Origin of the sequence: Gorillibacterium timonense, assembly GCF_001457415.1 — a bacterium.
In the GTDB taxonomy this organism is placed as follows: domain Bacteria; phylum Bacillota; class Bacilli; order Paenibacillales; family NBRC-103111; genus Gorillibacterium; species Gorillibacterium timonense.
In genome coordinates this window covers 76,963-96,242 of record NZ_LN881723.1, presented here as the reverse complement: position 1 = coordinate 96,242, position 19,280 = coordinate 76,963, and the positions used below count along the sequence as shown (strand labels likewise).

Annotated in this window: 19 protein-coding genes; 18 read left to right on the top strand and 1 reads right to left on the bottom strand. The window is 53.6% G+C overall.

What is annotated here, in order from left to right; translation table 11 throughout:
• Nucleotides 1-32 precede the first annotated feature (32 nt).
• The 18 genes from BN2684_RS08210 to BN2684_RS08125 all read left to right on the top strand — a co-directional run bounded on the left by BN2684_RS08210 (nucleotide 33) and on the right by BN2684_RS08125 (nucleotide 18,169).
• Entirely contained in the window at nucleotides 33-1,457 is a 1,425-nt protein-coding gene (locus BN2684_RS08210) for a terminase large subunit domain-containing protein (protein WP_058301703.1), read from the top strand.
• Nucleotides 1,451-1,678 carry a hypothetical protein gene (locus BN2684_RS08205; RefSeq protein WP_058301702.1) on the top strand — a complete coding sequence of 76 codons (228 nt, stop codon included), beginning with the start codon at nucleotides 1,451-1,453 and terminating at the stop codon, nucleotides 1,676-1,678. Before BN2684_RS08210 ends, BN2684_RS08205 begins: the two co-directional genes overlap by 7 nt.
• Nucleotides 1,675-1,944, top strand: a complete 270-nt coding sequence (locus BN2684_RS08200) for a hypothetical protein (RefSeq protein ID WP_058301701.1) — start codon at nucleotides 1,675-1,677, stop codon at nucleotides 1,942-1,944. The genes BN2684_RS08205 and BN2684_RS08200 overlap by 4 nt, the downstream gene beginning before the upstream one ends.
• Nucleotides 1,916-3,646, top strand: a complete 1,731-nt coding sequence (locus BN2684_RS08195) for a portal protein (protein WP_058301700.1) — start codon at nucleotides 1,916-1,918, stop codon at nucleotides 3,644-3,646. Before BN2684_RS08200 ends, BN2684_RS08195 begins: the two co-directional genes overlap by 29 nt.
• 59 nt (nucleotides 3,647-3,705) lie before the next feature.
• The gene (locus BN2684_RS08190; protein WP_058301699.1) at nucleotides 3,706-4,476 is read left to right on the top strand and encodes a hypothetical protein; all 771 of its coding nucleotides are present in this window, start codon (nucleotides 3,706-3,708) and stop codon (nucleotides 4,474-4,476) included.
• 14 nt (nucleotides 4,477-4,490) lie between these two features.
• Nucleotides 4,491-5,453, top strand: coding sequence for a N4-gp56 family major capsid protein (locus BN2684_RS08185; RefSeq protein WP_058301698.1), 963 nt, complete (start codon nucleotides 4,491-4,493; stop codon nucleotides 5,451-5,453).
• A 47-nt stretch (nucleotides 5,454-5,500) separates the two neighbouring features.
• A complete protein-coding gene (locus BN2684_RS08180) occupies nucleotides 5,501-5,782 on the top strand; it encodes a hypothetical protein (RefSeq protein ID WP_058301697.1) in 282 nt (93 codons plus the stop codon).
• A gap of 40 nt (nucleotides 5,783-5,822) precedes the next feature.
• Nucleotides 5,823-6,395 (top strand): phage adaptor protein, encoded by a 573-nt coding sequence (locus tag BN2684_RS08175; RefSeq protein ID WP_058301696.1) that lies wholly within the window; start codon nucleotides 5,823-5,825, stop codon nucleotides 6,393-6,395.
• Nucleotides 6,395-7,579 (top strand): hypothetical protein, encoded by a 1,185-nt coding sequence (locus tag BN2684_RS08170; protein WP_058301695.1) that lies wholly within the window; start codon nucleotides 6,395-6,397, stop codon nucleotides 7,577-7,579. The genes BN2684_RS08175 and BN2684_RS08170 overlap by 1 nt, the downstream gene beginning before the upstream one ends.
• Nucleotides 7,580-7,595: 16 nt before the next feature.
• Nucleotides 7,596-8,255 (top strand): hypothetical protein, encoded by a 660-nt coding sequence (locus BN2684_RS08165; RefSeq protein WP_058301694.1) that lies wholly within the window; start codon nucleotides 7,596-7,598, stop codon nucleotides 8,253-8,255.
• A gap of 20 nt (nucleotides 8,256-8,275) precedes the next feature.
• Complete coding sequence (locus BN2684_RS08160; RefSeq protein WP_148449915.1) at nucleotides 8,276-9,685, top strand: hypothetical protein; 1,410 nt, start codon at nucleotides 8,276-8,278, stop codon at nucleotides 9,683-9,685.
• A gap of 12 nt (nucleotides 9,686-9,697) precedes the next feature.
• The gene (locus BN2684_RS08155; protein ID WP_058301692.1) at nucleotides 9,698-10,447 is read left to right on the top strand and encodes a hypothetical protein; all 750 of its coding nucleotides are present in this window, start codon (nucleotides 9,698-9,700) and stop codon (nucleotides 10,445-10,447) included.
• 43 nt (nucleotides 10,448-10,490) lie between these two features.
• On the top strand, nucleotides 10,491-11,027 hold the full coding sequence (locus BN2684_RS08150) for a DUF4200 domain-containing protein (protein WP_058301691.1): 537 nt from the start codon (nucleotides 10,491-10,493) through the stop codon (nucleotides 11,025-11,027).
• A gap of 71 nt (nucleotides 11,028-11,098) precedes the next feature.
• On the top strand, nucleotides 11,099-12,415 hold the full coding sequence (locus tag BN2684_RS08145) for a hypothetical protein (protein WP_058301690.1): 1,317 nt from the start codon (nucleotides 11,099-11,101) through the stop codon (nucleotides 12,413-12,415).
• A 149-nt stretch (nucleotides 12,416-12,564) separates the two neighbouring features.
• The gene (locus tag BN2684_RS08140; RefSeq protein WP_058301689.1) at nucleotides 12,565-12,795 is read left to right on the top strand and encodes an aggregation-promoting factor C-terminal-like domain-containing protein; all 231 of its coding nucleotides are present in this window, start codon (nucleotides 12,565-12,567) and stop codon (nucleotides 12,793-12,795) included.
• Nucleotides 12,796-12,807: 12 nt separating this feature from the next.
• Nucleotides 12,808-16,887 (top strand): LPD38 domain-containing protein, encoded by a 4,080-nt coding sequence (locus BN2684_RS08135; protein ID WP_058301688.1) that lies wholly within the window; start codon nucleotides 12,808-12,810, stop codon nucleotides 16,885-16,887.
• 50 nt (nucleotides 16,888-16,937) lie between these two features.
• Entirely contained in the window at nucleotides 16,938-17,393 is a 456-nt protein-coding gene (locus tag BN2684_RS08130) for a phage holin family protein (RefSeq protein ID WP_058301687.1), read from the top strand.
• On the top strand, nucleotides 17,393-18,169 hold the full coding sequence (locus tag BN2684_RS08125; RefSeq protein WP_058301686.1) for a glycoside hydrolase domain-containing protein: 777 nt from the start codon (nucleotides 17,393-17,395) through the stop codon (nucleotides 18,167-18,169). The genes BN2684_RS08130 and BN2684_RS08125 overlap by 1 nt, the downstream gene beginning before the upstream one ends.
• A gap of 311 nt (nucleotides 18,170-18,480) precedes the next feature.
• On the opposite strand, the gene rpsD is transcribed toward BN2684_RS08125, so the two are convergent.
• On the bottom strand, nucleotides 18,481-19,083 hold the full coding sequence (gene rpsD, locus BN2684_RS08120) for a 30S ribosomal protein S4 (protein ID WP_058301685.1): 603 nt from the start codon (nucleotides 19,081-19,083) through the stop codon (nucleotides 18,481-18,483).
• Between the last annotated feature and the right edge of the window lie 197 nt (nucleotides 19,084-19,280).

Here is a 19,280-nt window from a genome sequence, read left to right as displayed (position 1 = left end):
GCCGTCCATTTTCGCTAGAAAGGAGCGTCCAGATGCCTAAAGTTGTCATTCCTTACGAACCGCAGCCGCGTCAGCAGCTGTACCACCAGACTATATGCATCGACGAACTTCTCTACGGTGGAGCGGCAGGTGGCGGTAAGTCAGAAGCAACGATATGGGACGCGCTCATGTATGCCATGACGTACCCAGAAAGTCGGCAGATCATCTTCCGCCGAACCTTCCCAGACCTTCAGCGGTCGATCATTGCGAGGACTCTGGTCGCTTACCCGAAAGCGCTCGGTAAGTACAACCAATCGAAACATGAATGGATCTTCGTGAATGGATCGGTGGTGGAACTCGCCTACTTTGACTCGGATTCGCACAAGCCGAACTACGACGGAGCTGAGTACGACGTTATCCGTTGGGAGGAGCTGACCCACTTCGAGGAGGGATGGTACACCTTCATGCTGTCACGCCTTCGTGGTTCCAAGCCCTATCCCCGTTACATCAAGAGCACGACGAACCCCGGGAATGTTGGTCACGCCTGGGTGAAGAAGCGCTTCATCGACATTGGAGAGTGGGAGAAGGTCCATCATGTACATGAAACTGATGAGACAGGTAGCCCTCTCTTTCATCCCGACACTGGAGCTCCGATCATTTCCCGCCGAGTGTTCATTCCGGCACGAGTCCAGGACAATCCTGCCTTGCTCCGGGCAGATCCGAATTACATCGTCCGCCTTATGCAGCTTTCGGAACAAGAGCGAAAACAGAAGCTAGATGGAGACTGGGATACATTTGCGGGTCAGTTCTTCGGTGAGTTCTCCCGTGCGATGCACGTCGTGAAGCCTTTCCGAATCCCGCGCGAATGGCGACGATTTAGGATGATGGATGAGGGCTACAATGACCCCTTTGTCTGCTTGTGGGGCGCACTGGACCGGTCCGGTAACCTGTACATCTACCGGGAGTTCATCCGCTCGAAGCTGCTCTCCAGTGAGCAGGCCGCACATACCAAGCGGCTGACGGGCGCTGAGCAAATCGACTACACCGTGGGCGATACAAGCTTCTGGAATAAGTCCAAGACTTCAGGCGAGGCGCCGTTCGAGGTCTTTGTCAAAGCGGGAATCCCCATGATCCAGGCGACCAAGGAACGCGTCAATGGCTGGAAGCGGGTGCGTGAATGGCTTCATCCGGTCGATGTAGTCGATCCGGTCACCGGTGAGACGCACAAGGAAGCGCGGTTGAGGATCTTTGACACCTGCACGGGCCTGATTGAAGCGCTCCCGTCCATGGTGACGGACGAGCACAACCCCGAGGACGTGGCAGCTCATCCTCTCGACCATGCACCTGATGCACTCCGGTATGGGCTGATGAGTCGACCAGCTCCTGCTATCGTGACGGAGGAGAGTAAGCCGGTTCCATTCCCGTTCAAGACTGAGGATGATGACTACGAAAGCGAGGGGGCGATCATGACGTGGTAGAAAAGCGTGTTAGGTTTGGCGGCTGGCGTGAATACGACAAGGAGCCGACAGCCGCAGAGCAGATGGAAGCCGTAGTAGTTCTTCGAGAGGAAGCTAACCAATTCATCGAAGATAACGGTTGGAAAGATAAACAGTTCCACTTCACGATCATCAAAAACAAACCACATTCCCCGCTGAACAAGTGGACGATGGCCCTGCGAGCAGATGAGGTGTTGACATGACAGCCGTAGTGATCATATTGGCATTATGTGTCCCGCTGTCCACTGCGATTGCGGGCTTTTTGGCGTTCAAAGGCGTGCAGCTTGGGCTCAGGTGGCGCATTGAGACTGACCGTGACCAGGTTCCTACGATGGAGCCGACCCTTCCGCAGTTGGTTAAGCCGCCGGAGCCTACTCCCGCCGGGCTAACCCCCGATTTGATAAGCGAATGGCTGAATGGCCCGAAGGAGGATGATCGCAATGAAGGACGAGATCGCGGGCCAGATTGAGGAGCAATACCGTGCAGGACTCTCGTATATGCGTCAGATGGGTTATCTGATCAAGTGGCCGGAGTGCGAGCGGTTCAAAGCTGGCGACCAGTGGCCGAAAGCCACCAAGGCAACCGCAAACCTTCCCCGCCCGGTGTTCAATATCGCGCGTTATATCAGCAATCACAAGGTCAGCTCGGTAATGAACGAGAATGTGAAGATGCTCTACTCCGCATCTGAATCGGGTCCTGAAGACGATCCTGCTTCCCAACTTGCCGAGGAAGCCGCGGACAAGTACACCAAGAACGCGGACGTAACCTGGGATCGGGTGAAGCAGGATGAGCTCAACGAGGAGGCCTTGGAGTCGGGGTCAACGACGGGAACCGGCATCTGGCACTACTACTGGGATGTGTCGCAGAAAGGCGGCAAGATCCGCCCATGGATTGGCGATATGGTCGGTGAGGTGCTGGATCCGATCAATGTGTTCTGGGGTAACCCCCAGGAGAGGAGGGTGCAGCGGCAGCCGTACGTGATCATCTCGCTTCGTGATACGGTTGCATCGATTCGTAAAGAGGCGCAGCAGAATGGCGTATCAGTTGAGAAGCGGAACCTGATCACACCTGATAAGGATGTTCAGGATGAAGGCTACGACCAGGCGAAGGTCGAGGTCCGGGACACCGACAAGGCTACGGTGCTGCTGAAGTACTGGCGAGCAGATGACGGGCTGATCCACTTCATGAAGGTCTGTTCTTCCGTTGTGGTGAAGCCTGACACTTCCACCGGCATGGAGCTGTACCCGCTTGTTGTCATGCAATGGGAGCGCCGGCGGAAGTCGATTCACGGAGTGGGCGACATTGAGGGGATTATCCCCAACCAAAAGGCCATCAACGTGCTGATCGCCATGGAGATTCTGAGCGTGCAGCTCACTGGATGGCCGAAGATGCTGGTGAATCGTAATGTCGTGGATCCCGCCAAAGTGAATAACGAGCCTGGCGGCATGATCGTTGACAGCAGCCCGCCAGGACAGGGGGATGGCGTGAAGTATCTGAACCCCGGGAACGTCTCCCCGTTGGCAAATGCGCTGGTGGAGCAGTTGGTCGATTACACCAAGATGCTGTCCAGCGCCCAGGATGCCGCTACAGGCGACATGAGCAAGGGGCAGCTTAACGCGACGGCCATCATGCTGTTGCAGAAAGCGGCTGGGGTGCCGATCGAATCTATCAAAAAACGTTTCTATCGGGCCATGGAGGACGTAGGTCAGATCTGGGCGGAGTTCTGGAGGGTGAAGTTCAACACGACACGCAGCGTGATGTTCAAGGACGATGACGGGCAGGAGATCCCGGACACCTTCAACGGCAGTGCTTACCGGGATGCTGAGCTCAATCTGAAAGTCGATATCGGTCCGTCCTCCCAGTACAGTGAAGAGCTCATGATGGCGTCGTTGGACAAACTCTTCGATGGTCAGCATATCAGCCTGGAAGACTACTTGGAGTTTGCTCCGAAAAACGTCGTTCCCTTCAAAGATCGCTTGCTGAAGCGGATCGAACAGGCGAAGCAGGAACAGGCGCAGATGCAAGCCAACATGCCGCCTGACCAACAACAGCAAGATCAGATGCAGCAGCAGATCGCCATGAAGCAGATGGACCACCAGCACCAACTGGAACTCCAGCAGCAGAAAGGGCAGATCGAGCTGCAGAAAGCCGCAATGTCGGGCCGTCAGTGAGAATCTGTCGGCCTATTCCTATTATTCGGGGCCAACCATAGCCCAAGGAGGATTTACCTATGCCTGAAGAAGTGGCCAACCAGAGCCAAGAGCAAGCTGCGCCCGAAACGGCGACGAATGAACAACCCGCAGGCGCGTCCACTACCCAGGAACAGCCTAAGGGCATAACCGTGAAGTACAACAAGGAAGACCGCTTCATCCCCGAAGAGGAAGCTCCGACGTGGATCCAAAAAGGGCTCAACTACGACAAGGTGTCGGAACGAGCGAAGGAAGCGGAGAAGTACCAGCAGAACCTCGACCGTATCGCCAAGTTCTATGGCTTCGATAGCCATGACAAGTACATGGACGCCCTGAATGAAGCGGAGCAGCAGCGGCAGATCGAGGAAGAAGCGCGTCGGCTTGGCGTGGATGAGCAGGTGGTGCTCCAGCACCTGAAACCGCTCCAGGACAAGGTCGCTGGCTTTGAGCAGGAGCAGCGTCGACTGGAGCAGGAACGAGCAAGTCTCGAAGTGGAGAAGGACCTGACCACGCTTCGTGCCAAGTACCCGGACTGGGACAAGTACCAGGACGCGACGTTCGAGCTTGCGATCCAGCAGGGGTATCGCCTGGAGGATGCCTATCGGCTTGCGAGTTATGAGGACAAGATGTCCAGTGCTGCCCAGAAGGCTGAAGCGGAGACGGTTCGCAAGCTGCAGGAGAATGCCCAGGCTTCCACCGGATCAGCAGCGGCAGGGGCAGAGCATAACGGCAAATTTGAGACCCTCTCGAAGGCGGACAAACTCCGTATGATCGAGGAGGTCAAGCAAGGCAAACGCACATCATTCGATTAAGGAGATGATTTCAAGTGGCAACGAATGTACAATCCTACAACGCCGGTACCGGCGTGAACCAACTGCCCGCTGAAAACGCAACGTTTTACCAAACGGCCATGCTCGAGCGGCTGACGCCGGAACTCTTCTACATGAAGTACGGCGACAAGAAAAACATCCCGAAGCGTAAGGGAGCTACGGCACAATGGCGCCGACTGAACAGTCTGGCTGTATCGACCACCGCTCTGACCGAGGGCGTGACGCCAGATGGAGTGGATTTCTCCATCACGCCGGTGACGGCCACCGTAAAGGAGTACGGAAACTGGACCAAAATTTCCGAGTTTTTGGATCTCGTCGGGCTCGACCCGCTCCTCACGGAGACGTCGGAGCTCATGGGAGAAAACGCCGGTGAGTCTATCGACATCATCGTGCGCGATATTATCCAAGCCGGGACCAACGTTCTCTATGCCAATGGCAAGGCTTCTCGCGCTACCGTAGCCGCTACGGACACGATCACTGCCGCCGACATTTTGCGCGCGCGGAAGATTATGAAGAAGAACAAGGTCAAGACGATCAAATTGCCCGATGGCTCGACGGGCTACCTGATGTTTGTTTCGCCGGACGTGGCGACGGATCTCATGAAGACGCAGGAATGGAAGGACCAGAACACCTATGTCAGCACTGATAATCGCAAAGACGGCATGGTGGGCAAGTTGTATGGGGTCTATTTCATGGAGGCGGTCAATTCCGGTATCGCGGCGGCGGCTGGAGCAACAGGGGCGGACGTCCATCTGAACGTTATGATCGGCCGCGGTGCTTACGGCGTACCGGACATCGAGGGCTCCAGCAAGCCGGAGATCATCGTCCACGAAGCGGGCTCGGCTGGTACGGCGGACCCGTTGAATCAATTTAACACGGTCGCCTGGAAAAATGCCTTCACTGCAGTACGCATCCAGGAACTCGCCATCTTGCGTTATGAGTGCGGCGCAACGGCATAACCATCGGGGCCTTCGGGCCCCTCACCCAATAAGGAGGATTGATTTCAATGGCAACCCCCAAGGACAAGCTTGACCCGCAAGAGATGAGCTTCAAACAATACCTTGACTCCCGCCCGAAAGTGAAGATCGAAATCCCGGAGGATCCGAATAACCCCGGCGACGTCGTGCCGGTGGCAATCAACGGCGTAATCTACGCCATCCCCGTCGGCCAGGAGTTTGAAGTTCCTGATCTGATCTATAACGTGTGGAAAGAATCGCATGAGAAGACCAAGGCGGCCAATAAGAAGATCAAGATCACGGAGCTGAAAGAGCTGCAGATCATCGGATAAGCCCCCATGCGGGGCTTTTTCCGCATAAAGGAGGGAGTTTATGAACGTAGGGGATATCATCAGCGAAGTTCGGGAGCTGTTGCCCAACTCGCTCAGTGATGCGAGCTTAATCCGCAAAATGAACAACCTGCAAAATCAGCTCTACCGTAACGAGTTCCGGCGTACAGCGCTTACGCAATACGATATCCTCGCCAATGTGCCGGCCTATCCGTTGGGTTTTTCGAGCAATAAAGTAAAGGATCTGCTCGTGAATGGCGAGGAATACAGGTACAAGGACACGCAGGGGGAAGGGGCAAGCCGGTTTTACTATTTCATCGGCGACGATGTTGGACTGTACCCGGTGCCGGATACGGATATATCGGGCGGTTTGCTCGTTTTCCATGACGCTGAGCCAGATCAGTTGACCGCTACAAGCCAAATCCCCGATCTGGACAAGGATTTCCACATGCTGCTTGTCTATGGCACGTGCGTACAGATCGCTGAGGCGATGCTAGCTACCGAGCTTATCAACGGATTCACCGGGAAATACAACGATCTGCTAGGGTCTCTGCTGACGTCACAGCGTGTTCCGGACTTTCCGCGCATTCAGAACTTGTACGAGGGGTTGATGTGATGCAAGCAAGTCAGTTTATCGCTGCTGGGCAGCTTAGCGCTGAGGTTAATAAGCGAGTTTGGGAAGGCATGGGGTACAATGCATCAGCTTTTGGCGTTGTTCCTGGACCTGCTGATGTGACATCTGTTATGCAGGCGCTTGTTAACAAGGCACAGGCAGACGGTATTAAGACGATCATCATGCCTCCTGGGCAGTACAATGTGACAGCTCTAGCTAATACAGAGGGTATTACCTTCATTGGCGACAATGCCTCATTCACTGGCGGTTATATCGGAACGGTTTTATCACTCGGATCTATCCCCGAACAGTTGGTCGATGTTGTTCAAGGTATGGTTAACTCAAAGTATATGTCTGTTTATTTTTGTGATAATGCATGGAGGCAAGAGATTGATTATTTCACTAGATTTGCCGAGCATTCCTTTAATTCAGGATTCAAAGAAATAAATATCCTCATACATGTAAAGTCTGATGGTTCCACTGACGAAGACATTTCAAAATTTAGTCAGTATGATGAAATCGCTAATGATATAGGAATTCCCATCACTTGTTTGAAAGTCCATGGATTATACAGTAATCCTAATTATCTTACGAGGACGTATCAGGCTCTTAATAATCTAAGCAAAATCAATACTGTCTTTGTGCTCAATGAACAGTTTTCTTCGGTGTACGGACATGGATTGGATTACCCTAGTCAAATCAAAAGTAACTACCAAAATGTGAAGAAGGTAGGCTGTACCGTTGACTACGGTACAGCGTTTAAGAGTTGGATTCCTGCTGTTGCTGGAGAACTAGCAGCAATCCAAGCAGCGTATGACGTATTAGGTGTGCATATGTATCCAAGTTGTGGATGTTTCAGCGAGGTAAAACAAACCACTTATGATCAATGCCTTCAGGCATTTAATAATTTACTATTAACGATTCCATGGGAGAAAGAGATATGGGTAACTGAATCAGGTGTTCTCCCATTTTGGCAATTTTTAGAGTTGCCCGAGAACTATAACTTAAGTAATTTAACCGATACCACTCGAACCATTGACCCTCAACGGTTATTTTACCGGGCATTGTTTAATAGCGATTTTGCAAATCGAGCTAGGGTGATCATTCCGTGGTATACAGAAAGTTGGATGTATGAGGATACTGTTGGTATGTGGGATGTTATAAAAAATATCATCACAAACAAGTAAGGGGGTGGGCAGAGAGATGTTGAAAATGGCAAAACAAAGCCCTGCTACGGGGGGATTTCGACTAGCTAGGATACAATACAATAGTCCTCTACGTAATCAAAACCTTTATTTTTCGCACCGATACGATATAAAATTAATCAAACAACATATATACACCCCCGGTCCATATAAGGACAGTTATTGTAAGCTATTTTGTTCAACTCACGGTGTAATTGCTGAAATAACTGATAACGATTTTTATGTGTACGACAGCGGTAGTTTCATAGATATTTGCGTTAATGTCCCTGATAACTTCAGCCGTATTGTTGTAGAAATTGAAACGAATGAACCTGGAAGTGTTTCGCTGAAATGTGACAGTTTTTCATTGACTGGCCTTACAAGGCTGATCGTTCCCAACCCTGTGATAAACTCTATGTATAATAAGTTGAACGGAAAAACGTACTCATATTATCAAGATTTCTCTGTAACGACTACGCTAAAGCTCAATAATATCGACACATTTCAATTGTCAATTGGTGGTGACATCGCTGTTATTTCAGGAAATGCAGTTGTAAAATCCCCTACCAATTGGACACTCACAAAAGGCACAGATATTACCGTAATCGGTGAATTGATCGGGAGTAATTATTCAGTAATAACTCCATCAAATTATAGAGGAACTGTAGTTTTATACTAATTAATAAAAGGAGGGTAATCATGAAACCGTGGCCAAACATCCGCAGCCGCACACCTGCTGTTCAACGTGAATTCCGTGGTGTCGATCGGCGGGATCCGTTCTCGCTCAATGCGGCTCTATCGCCTGATTCTCTCAACACCTCATCGCTCTCATACCCAAGTCTCTCTGTGCGCCCAGGATACACTGTCCTGGGTGCTTCTTATGGGCGCGTGTTGGGATTGGGATCGTGGAAAGAGACTGAGCTTCACGCGGTATTCGCTGATGGCACCTGGCGCAAATGGACTGGATCATCGTGGTCAGCAGCGCTTAAGAGCGGATTGTCCACCACAGAGCAGGCATCGTTTACAAACCTCAAGGGCGGTCTTTCCAGCATATCGCTGTTCATGACCAACGGTGTCGATGGGCTGCTCTACTACGATGGCTCAACGGTGCAGACGGTCAGCACAGCCCCGTCCGGAATCAACTATGTCGAGACGCATGTCGACCGTTTGTGGGGAGCGGTGGAGAACCGGCTCTACTGTTCTGCCTACCGCGATGCGACCAACTGGACAGTGATCAACCAAGACGACGCCGATCCGTTTGACACGGAAGTGGAGACGCCGAACGGTGAGGTAATCGACGGCATTGTGGCATCCAGCGATACCCTGATCGTCACCAAGAGATCGAGCATCCATAAGCTGATGGGCTATGCGGCCTCGGACTTCACCTTGCGCCGGGTGACGCGGGAAGTCGGCTTTCTCGGCAACAACACGGCGACGATCATCCGGGACGTGATCTATATGCTCGATGAGCGCGGCATATACGATTACTACGGCGCCACAAGCCCGGATAATAGCTTCTCTCTCGGGGTGCAGGATTGCATCGACCGGATCAAACGGTCGTCAATGTCGTCCTCCTGCGTAGGCACAGACGGACAGCGGTTGTACGTGTCTATCCCTATCAGCTCCTCAAGCGCACCGGATACGGTGCTTGTCTACGACTTCGACGCTAAGTCGTGGGACGTATGGGGTGGCTTCTCCATCACCTGCTTCGCAAAGATGGGGAACACGCTCTACGCCGGGGACGCACAGGGGCGGGTGCTTCAGATGGGCGGACCGAACGATAACGGGACAGCGATCTCCTGGTATCGCACATCAGTACCGTACACAGCCGAGAGCATGGCACAACATATCCGCATACCTCGTATGTGGTTTACGGTGGAGTTGCCCGCGGTAAGCTCCCTGAGTGTGTATCTGTCCAAGTCCGATCAGGGAGACGCTGACTGGCAACTGGCCGCGACGTTCACGGCAGGCGCTTTGTCCACCACTCCGATTTATGTGCCCACGTCCATGCTTGTCGGGGCGCAGTGGTACCGCTACAAGCTGGCCGGAGTCGGCCCGTGTAAGGTGAAGGAGTTCGCGGTCGAACAGCACAACATGCCGATACGATAAGGAGGAATCACAATGCCACTTATAGAAATGCCGGTTCCGAAGCGTAACCCGAGCATCGAGGAATTAGCCCAAACTGTAGGGAAAGGCTTCGAGCAACTCGCATACGTGCTAAACGGGTTTCTCGGAAGCATGAACATCAAGGAGTTGACAGCGGATAAGGTCAAGACAGGTACACTTCTAGCCGCGTTGGTGACCATACAGGGGGCGCTCGCAAACGGTGGATACATTCAGTTCGATGAAAATGGCATGACCATCAACGACGGAACCAAAGATACGTTCCGTGTGGGGCTTGATGGCAAGCCGGTCATGACAGGCGGTATCGTGCAATCGAGCGCTAGCGGGTATCCGAGGTTGGAGTTTAATTCGGAGGATGCTCTCTTGAATGCAGCAAGGGCTATCGACAAATTTATTAAAATCATATCATCTGATGGTGATACCGGAGCTCCGGCGTTGCAGATTAGGGATGGATCATTAGGTGTTTTACAGTTCATGGACTCCATTGGACGGTATCACATTCTCTGCATTCCTGGTACCAAATACATGATCGAGTCGTATTCTGAAATTATATTGGCAGCACCAATGGTAGAGGTTCCGGACTGGACGAGCTTTCGGAGGTATGATACAGGCGAAAACCTGGGGGCAGCTCTTAACTCTAAGGCAGATGCATTCACTGGATTTACCGGAACGCTATACATGGCCACTACTGCTGGAGGGCCGGCAAACGTGGCAAAAACATTTGTGAACGGTATCCTCGTATCTTGATTATTTGCTATACTGGAAGAAAACGGGGAAAAGGTGATCTTCCATGAAAAAGCTCATTGTTGGGTTTATGACTGGAGCTGTTTTTGCGACAGCGGTAAGCGCAGGAGCAGCATCGATCGTTCCGATCGGGAAAAAGATTGATAGTAGCTATAAGGTAACGGTAGATGGGGCACAGTTGCCGAATCAAGCAATCGTCGTTGAAGGAAAGTCATACATTCCAACGACCGATGTTGGCACCGCTACCGGGAAAAAGGTGTCATTCAGCGCGAAGGAGGGAATAATATTGACGAGCACACCGGAGGCAGTAACAACGGCTGAACCAGTTGAATCAGCTATCCCAGAAGCAACTCCTTCTCCAAGCAGCACTCTTTACACAAAGGAAGAAAAGGAACTGAGAGCCTTACAAGACAAAGTTGGTCGTCTTGAAGGCGAAGTGATGATGTTGAATATGTTCATCCGCGACGAAAAAGACCCGGCCAAGAAAGCCGAGTACGAAAAGCAGAAGGCAGACAAGCTAAAGGAACTCGAAGAAGCGAAAGCCCAGCTTGCGGCGCTGCAGAGTCCTTCTCCTACACCGTAACAGCATATCCTTTACTACCCGACGTCCTCCTATGAGGGCGTTTTTATTTTTCACAAGAAAGGAGCAAGGACATGGCCACTCTTACGACAAACCCGACCCTAAAGACCGCGAGCACATTTCGAGCGCCACAGGGTCAAGTCGGCATCCGCGACTGGCTCAAGGGACAAGGGTATGGAGACACCGACATCACGTACAAAAACGGCGTCGTGTCGCTTAAAGGTAAGGCGTTCACGAGCGCGAACCCGCTGGCCGATCAGCGGACATACGATACCGCCGAGAACCTGCAGAAGGCTCTTGGTGCGTACCGCACGAACGAATACGGCAACCAGGCGGACTCCACAATGAAGACGATCGGCGAGAAGGTGAACGCTGAGCCCTACCAGTTCAAGGGGTATCAGCCCTTCTCCTACAATTCCGACACCGATCCGACAGCACAGGCGATCAAGGCAAAGTATCAACAGGATGCCGGGCGAGCTTCTAATAACGCTATGGTATCGATGGGATCACGAGGGATCGGCAATAGCTCGGCCACAACTGACCGAGTGGCACAGATTCAGCAGCAGGCGGCGACGGACTACAATGCGACAGCGCTCCCTCAGCTTGAGCAGAACGCCTTCCAGCGCTATGCAGCTGATCGGGGATACGATCTTGATCTCCAAAACGCCAACTACGGGGCACAGCGTAACCAGTTGAGCGACCTGAATTCCTATGCGACAGCTCTCAGCAACCTGCGTCAGCAAGGGCTGGACAATGCTTATCGGGATGAGACGATGACATATCAGCAGGGGCGCGATAAGGTTGCCGATAGCCAATGGGAGCGTCAGTTCGCCTCCCAGAACGACCAGTGGAAGCAACAATTTGCACGCCAGGGAGAGCAGTGGCTCAAGGAGTTTAATGAGAATGCTCGCCAGTACAATCAGAACTATGCCCTCCAGAAGCTGGCCCAGGACCACAACATGTCCATGGATCAGGCACAGCTCGCGATTAGCCGCATGAATGCGAATCTGAATCAGCAGCAGTTCAACTGGTCAACAGATCCGAATAACCCGGACAACCAGTATAAAAATGCTCAAATCGCAAACAGCCAATACGATAACCTCTATAAGACGTGGCAGGCTACGGGCGTAGCACCTTCCGGTCTGCAAGCGCTGGGGGTTCAGCCCGGGACCGCGTGGCGCGATTTGTCACCTTCCGATGCGATCCAGCAGCTCAGCAAGAGCCAGTTCATCACAACATCTACCGATCCGATGACAGGTCAGTCGCAGACTAGTGTGACGGATCCGACTGGGCTCGCCCGGGCTATTCTGAGCATGCCGAATATGACGGACGCCCAGGTGGATCAGATCGCGAGCTACTTCGGTGTGGACCTTTCGAAACTGGGAAACTGAGTAGCCCCGGGGGCACCGGGGCATACACCAACTACTACAAGGCAGCATCAGACGCTAAGTCGAACCCGATGGGCTATGCAACAGCGAACTCTGCCGTTTCTTCGGCACTCAACCAGTTAGGGCTACCCGCCAGTTGGTTGCAGCCTACGATGGAACTCGTCGCTCGTGAGAGCAGCTTTAACGCATCCGCCAAGAACCCCAAGTCCTCCGCGAGAGGGCTTTTTCAATTTCTGGACTCCACTAGGCAGACATATGGCGGTAGTACTGTAAACTGGAATGATCCATATCAGCAGACCCTTGCGGGGCTCCGATACATCAAGGACCGGTATGGTACGCCGGAGAAGGCGCTGCAGTTCTGGGACAAAAACAACTGGTATTAGTGAGGTGAGAGCATGAGCAAGTATGATGCGCTTCGCAAATCGTTCGGGCTCACCGAAGATGAAAAGAAGGAAAGCAAATACGACAGCATGCGGCGAAGCATGGGCCTGCTCCCGGATCTGAATGCTGGCCAGGTGGATCCGATGAAAGCGAAGGCAAAAGAGATCGGGAGCATATCAGAATCCCCGATTATGCGTTCGGTGAAAACTCCATCCCTTCCTAGCTCAGTTCCGTCTTCTGCCGTAGCCCAGCCGGTGGATATTACTCAATCTCCGTTACCTGCGGGGAGACTACCGGACATCAAGCCGACAAAGAAGTCAATCGGTAAGCGAATCCTGGACACGATCCAATACCCATTCGATAAGGCAGCGGAGCTCCTTGCTCCGTCTGCCCCTTTCTTGGATGGCCAAGCCGATGAGTATGGCGCGACCAACCCCCGTGACCGACTGGTGGCACAGCACGCTGAAGCAGGGAGATCGACCACAGGGAACAAGACGCTGGATAAGGTCGGAGATGTCCTCGGTACTGTTGGGGCGTTCGTCGCAAACCCCGCTAAAGTTCCCTCTCTCGGCCAGATCGCTGAGCTGCCGGGTATCGCTAACTTGTCTTCTCGGGCGGGTGCTGCGGTGTCCAGTCCGGTAGCGAGCCGAGCGGCTTCGGTGGCGACTCGTGAAGGGCTGACCGGCGCGGCACAGGGAGCGCAGTACGGGCTTCAGACGGGTAATGGTGATCTGCGCGACGCCGCTCGTGAAGCTGCATTCGGACTTGTGGGTGGAGCGGCATTGGGGGGCGTCGGTGGGGCGCTTGCACAAAAACTCGGTCCGAAGCTAAGCGCCGCGCTTGAGTCCTTCCGGCAGCGCTCCAGTGGCGTATCAGCTGATGCGGAATCACAAGTCCAGGGGCTATTGCAGGCGGCGAATAAGCCTTACGGAACGCTTAGGAGCGCACCTTCAGACGTATATCTTAACCGGGCGATGTCGGAGCTTCAGCCTCTTGTCTCTGAACGAATGACCCCGCCGCTGGAAAACCCGAACGAGCTGGCCAAATGGCTGAAGCCTTACCTCGGGGATGACGTCAGCTTGAACGAGATCCGTAAGCTTCCCTATGACGATATGTCCGAGCTGGCCGGAGAGGTACAGCGGAATCTGAAGACCTATGACGTGGCGAACCAAGTGGCACGAGAGCGGGGAATCGATCTGGATGGGCTACTGAACGGCAAGCAGCCGACCAACTTAAACGCCCAGATTGAGCGAAACCGAATGGGTCAAGCAGCTGGCGCTATCGATGCCCCTCAGATCACACCGGCTAGAGCGGTGCCGAAGGATTACACCCCATCTTCTTCTGCAGCTAAGTCGGCGGCGGAAGCTACGCCCGCCGAGACGATGAAGGGAAATTGGTTCACGAACCTGTTCGGATCGAAGGGTGTCGGCATATCGGCTGTTAGCGACTCACAGCGATTAAGCAAAGGGCCGCTAACGACGGAAGACCAGATCGTTTCCCGCAGCATCAAACGGGACGTCCAAGGAACGAAAGTCCAACTCGCGGCGAGCGGGCGGGCGCTATATCAGAACCTTGTCGATCGGCTTGACCCGCTGAAGCGCATCAGCGCGGAAGCCTATGACACAGCAATGGATTCGAGCCGTGCGAACAACATCGCCAACACGATCATCAAGGACAAGTTCGTCAATCCCGAAGGGGAGGTCATTGGTGAAAGTCTTTCCGGCATCTTCCGGAAGGTCGCCCGTGGGGAGGACAAACCCTTCATCGACTACCTCACGCTCCGGCATGCGGTTACCCGGATGGAGCGCGGAGAGCAGGTCTACGCGGATAATCTGGGCATGACGGTAGACGGTGTAAAGGATAAGCTGGCGCAGCTCGATAAGCGGTACCCGGGATTCTCTGAGATTGCTAAAGAGTGGGACGGCTTTAACGACAACGTGTTGCAGACGTTCGGGGTTGATGAAGGGCTTATCTCCCCTGAGGCATACGCTGCTATGCGGGAGAAGAATCCGAACTACTCCCCGATGCGCCGGCAGTTCCTCCAGTCCGAGAAACCGGGACGGACGTATCTGGCCAAGTCGGCGAAAAGCTCGTTCAGCGGACAGAACGCGCCAATTAAGGAAGTCAGCCCAACGGGGTCAGCTCGTCGCATCGTGGACCCGAGAAAGACCACGGTCGAAGCCGTAGGAGCATGGGCAAATGCCGCCATGCGAAACCGTACCATGCAGTCTGTTGTTGATGCGGTGAAGCGCGATCCGGAAGCGTTCGCCGGTGTGGTAGAGATTGTCGCCAAGCCAAAGTCGATGGCAAGCCTGGAAGACGTACTGACCAAGGGAGGAGCAGACGACTTCTTAGAATCCCTGGATGCCGACTTCAAGGATCTATTCAAAACGAGCCGCGTCGACGGTGACAACGTCGTGCGGGCAATGGTGGACGGTCAGCCGGTATACATGAAGGTGCACGACCCTGAACTCATTAAGACGCTTGTCGGTATGGGGCCGCAATCCTCGAATGCGCTGATCGATGTACTAAGCCTGTTCTCGAATGCGACGAAACGAGGGGCAACCGGCCTGCTCGCTCCTGTGTTTGCCGTCAAGGGGGCAACGATGGACCTTGTGCAGGGAGCGATCCAAAGCCGCAATCCGGTCAAGCAAACGGCATACACGGTGTATGCTCTTCTGTCGGGCATCGGCGACCGGCTGCGCATCCCAGGCTTACGCAATCTGGCTGAGGAGTATAGGCGCGCTGGGGGCGAGTATTCGGCTGCATTGAAAGGTGATCGAGCCCTCGACAAGAGCATTGACAGCATGACCCGTTATCCACTCCTTGCTCCGCAGAGCGTCAAGAAGGGGGTCATCGGTACTGTAGCCGCGCCATTCAAAGCGCTCGAAGCCGTAGGCAACGTTACGGAGAACGCGCCGCGCATGGCTGCCTATAAGGTTGAGCTCAATCGGCTTGGTGGAGAAAGGACGCCAGATAATGTCCGGCAGGCCATGAACCAGGCGCGGGAGATCACGACGAACTTCAGCCGGCGCGGGGCAATGTCGAGGGATCTAGAAGCCTTCGTCCCCTATAATAACGCCGCTGTGCAGGGGACCTACCGCGTGCTGAAAGGCTTGAAGGATCGTCCGGTGCAGACCGTAGCTGCCATTGGCGCGCTGTCCGTGCTCCCCAAGGTTTACGAGTACATGCAGTTTGCTGATGATCCTGAATATCAATCGCTTCCAGCTCGGGAGCGCTACCGGTTTTTGATTGTCAGTAAGAATGCGGACGGAACGTTCGTGAAAATTCCGATGGAGCCCGCCTATAACAGCTTCGGGGAGCTCACCGTCGAGTCGTTGCGAAAGTGGAAGGATCAAGACCCGACAGCCTTCAAAGGAGCGGCCGATGCTCTGGCGAACGCCTGGACGCCTCCTCTACTTACAGGAGCGCTACAGGGAGCAACAACCGACGGGAGCCTGGAAACTGGCGTAAAAGGAGCCTTCAACTCTACGGTGTTTGCCCCGCTCGTAGCAATTTCCGGTAACCAGAGCTTCACCGGGGCGCCGATCGTGTCCAAGGCAGTTGCTGACCGCAGTCCGAAGTATCAGTCCGATGAACGAACCAGCAGCATCGCGATGTGGATCGGGGAGCAGACAAATATGTCGCCGATGAAGGTGGACTACATGATCCGTGCTTACGGCGGGGACGCGGCGCGGCTTACCCTCCCATTGACATCTCAAGTCGGCGCTGGGAACGTGCGGAATACCCTTCTGCGAAACTTCATCGTGGATCCTGCCTTCTCGAACACTCTGACGAACGACTTCTATGACGCCAAGACAAAGCTTAACCAGGCTTACCGTGATTACACGGAAGCGGGAGTTCAACTGCCTACCTGGTACAACGAGAATCTACGAAAGGCGCTCAACTCGACCGCAAATGGCTCCATCTTGAAGCGACTGGCTACGCTGAAGGCTCGGAAGAACCTGGTCAATGCGGACAAGTCGCTCACGGCTGAACAGCGAACAGATAAGCTTCGAGAGATTCAGACACAAACGAATCAGATCTATATCGATATCAACTCCGCGCTGAGTCAGGCGGGAGTTATCAAGTAATGGGCCTTCGGAGCAATCCGAGGGCTCAACTCATTTTAGGAGGGATCTTCATGAAAGCTCAACTCATTTCATCGTCCGTCGGAGCCGTCGTGCTACCCGTGCTCACCTACTTTTATGGATCGGGAGATGCGGTTGTCGCATCGATGGTAGCTCTTCTTTTCTTCATCTGTATGGATTGGCTCAGCGGAATCCGGGCCGCGAAGAAAGACAACACTTACGCAAGCAAATACGGCATCGACGGAGTGTTTCGGACATTCTTCTTGCTCCTGTTGCCAGCAGGAGGCCATCTGCTCGATGCGGTCATGCGCTCGCCGGGGGTTATCTACGGGATGATGGTCGCCGGACTACTCTACCATATTATCCAGAGCATGACAGCCAATGCCGTTCGGGCAGGTTGGGCGGACTGGATGCCAGTCGCAGTTCTCGACTGGATCCTCAAGTGGGTGGGGTCAGAGCTCGAAAAAAAGATGCAACGCGCAGAGAGCAGAAAGGTAGGTGAACAGTGATGATAATCAAGGGAATCGATTGCGGATCTCCGTTGACGGAAGCCAAGGCCGCAGCATTCAAACGAGATGGAGTTTCCTTCGTCGGACGTTACCTTACTCCAGACTCATGGAAGACGCTGAATAAGACGGAGGCAGATATGCTCAAAGCAACCGGACTCCAGATCCTATCCGTCTTCCAGCGTACAGCAGACCGGGTTAAAGGCGGCGCTGCATTCGGGACAGCTGATGGAGCCGCTGCACTTGCTCAGGCACGCACGATCGGACAGCCCTCGGGGACGGCGATCTATTATGCTGTGGACTACGATGCACCCGCGCGCGATTACGACACCGTTGAGGCGTATCTTCGAGCAGCAGCCGAGCAGATGCCGGGATACAAGCTGGGGGTATACGGGAAGCATGCCGTTGTGGAAGAGATGGCGAAGCGCATTCCTGGTATTTACTGCTGGCAGACCTACGCATGGAGTCGGAGCCGGGTTTCTGATCAAGCTGCAGTATATCAGCGGCTCAATGATGTGACAGTTAACGGCCACAATATCGACTGGAATGATCAATATAAGGAAGCGGGGCTCTGGCCGGCGCAACAGCCGCAGCCGATCACGACGAAGGAGGGAAAGCCAGCAATGAAAGTTGAAGACGCAAACAAGATCACGGGACTTTTGGGTAAGGTTTGGTTTCTGTTGCAGGAAGCAGGTGCCAGTAAAGCCGAGCTCAACGAGATCGGTCGGCTTGCCGATGAGGTCCGGGTAGCAGCTGGGTTGTCAAAGAAAAATTCTTGATGCTATAATCAAACCAACAGATCCCGTCCGCACCTCTCAACGATGTGTAACAGGACGGGCCTACATAAAAGCAGAAGCCCCGCTCTCCAACTAAGGAGGGCGGGGCTTTTTTGTCACTCCTCGATCTCAGCGCAGTACACTGCATAGCGTCTACCCACATAATGTTTAGCCCCAATCGGCCCCAATTAGCCCCAAATCGGCTCATTTTAATGCACTATCCTGCATTTTTCCTTTACACGAAAAAACCCCGGAAGCCCCGTAATATAGGGCATTTCGGGGTTTTGTTGAGGCTTGTTTGCGAACAACCGTTCTTAACGGCTGTAGAATTCGACGATTTGCTTTTCGTCGATCTCTTGGGAGAGCTCGGCGCGTTCCGGAAGGCGAACGAATTTGCCTTCCATCGCTTGCTCGTTGAAGTCCAGGTATTGCGGAATGTGGTGGCGTCCGGCGATCGCGTCCTTGATGGAAGCCATGGTGCGGCTTCTTTCACGCAGACCGATGATGTCGCCAACGCTGACCATATAGGAAGCGATGTTGACTTTCTTGCCGTTTACCGTTACGTGGCCGTGGGAGACGAGCTGGCGTGCGCCGGCGCGGGAGTTAGCCCAGCCAAGGCGGTAGACGAGGTTGTCCAGACGGCTTTCGAGCAGGATCATGAAGTTTTCACCGGAGATCCCTTTCATCTTGGACGCTTTATCGAACAGGTTGCGGAATTGTTTTTCGTTCAACCCGTACATGTGACGGAGTTTTTGCTTTTCTTGAAGCTGTTGGCCATAACCGCTGATCTTGCGGCGTTGGTTGTTGCCATGTTGGCCAGGAGGGAATGCGCGTTTTGCAAGTTCTTTGCCAGATCCGCTCAGGGAAATACCGAGGCGGCGGCTTAATTTGAATTTAGGTCCGGTGTAACGAGCCATGTATCAATTGCTCCTTCAACTCATAATTTTGTCTTGTTCGGTTCGAAACAAATAAGGCGTTGGTTCCGAGTGCCCGACTTTGCCATCGAAGTCACCTTCCCGACAGGGGAGTTCAGCCGCTGCCCCATCGGCGACAAAATCAGTGAGGGTGAACACTCCGTACTCAACAGAACGTATAAACGTTCAAACATCAATTT

Coding starts and splice junctions, on each gene's coding strand:
- BN2684_RS08210 (WP_058301703.1), top strand. CDS start 33: ATGCCTAAAGTTGTCATTCCTTACGAACCGCAGCCGCGTCAGCAGCTG.
- BN2684_RS08200 (WP_058301701.1), top strand. CDS start 1,675: ATGACAGCCGTAGTGATCATATTGGCATTATGTGTCCCGCTGTCCACT.
- BN2684_RS08195 (WP_058301700.1), top strand. CDS start 1,916: ATGAAGGACGAGATCGCGGGCCAGATTGAGGAGCAATACCGTGCAGGA.
- BN2684_RS08190 (WP_058301699.1), top strand. CDS start 3,706: ATGCCTGAAGAAGTGGCCAACCAGAGCCAAGAGCAAGCTGCGCCCGAA.
- BN2684_RS08180 (WP_058301697.1), top strand. CDS start 5,501: ATGGCAACCCCCAAGGACAAGCTTGACCCGCAAGAGATGAGCTTCAAA.
- BN2684_RS08175 (WP_058301696.1), top strand. CDS start 5,823: ATGAACGTAGGGGATATCATCAGCGAAGTTCGGGAGCTGTTGCCCAAC.
- BN2684_RS08170 (WP_058301695.1), top strand. CDS start 6,395: ATGCAAGCAAGTCAGTTTATCGCTGCTGGGCAGCTTAGCGCTGAGGTT.
- BN2684_RS08165 (WP_058301694.1), top strand. CDS start 7,596: ATGTTGAAAATGGCAAAACAAAGCCCTGCTACGGGGGGATTTCGACTA.
- BN2684_RS08160 (WP_148449915.1), top strand. CDS start 8,276: ATGAAACCGTGGCCAAACATCCGCAGCCGCACACCTGCTGTTCAACGT.
- BN2684_RS08155 (WP_058301692.1), top strand. CDS start 9,698: ATGCCACTTATAGAAATGCCGGTTCCGAAGCGTAACCCGAGCATCGAG.
- BN2684_RS08150 (WP_058301691.1), top strand. CDS start 10,491: ATGAAAAAGCTCATTGTTGGGTTTATGACTGGAGCTGTTTTTGCGACA.
- BN2684_RS08145 (WP_058301690.1), top strand. CDS start 11,099: ATGGCCACTCTTACGACAAACCCGACCCTAAAGACCGCGAGCACATTT.
- BN2684_RS08140 (WP_058301689.1), top strand. CDS start 12,565: ATGGAACTCGTCGCTCGTGAGAGCAGCTTTAACGCATCCGCCAAGAAC.
- BN2684_RS08135 (WP_058301688.1), top strand. CDS start 12,808: ATGAGCAAGTATGATGCGCTTCGCAAATCGTTCGGGCTCACCGAAGAT.
- BN2684_RS08130 (WP_058301687.1), top strand. CDS start 16,938: ATGAAAGCTCAACTCATTTCATCGTCCGTCGGAGCCGTCGTGCTACCC.
- BN2684_RS08125 (WP_058301686.1), top strand. CDS start 17,393: ATGATAATCAAGGGAATCGATTGCGGATCTCCGTTGACGGAAGCCAAG.
- rpsD (WP_058301685.1), bottom strand. CDS start 19,083: ATGGCTCGTTACACCGGACCTAAATTCAAATTAAGCCGCCGCCTCGGT.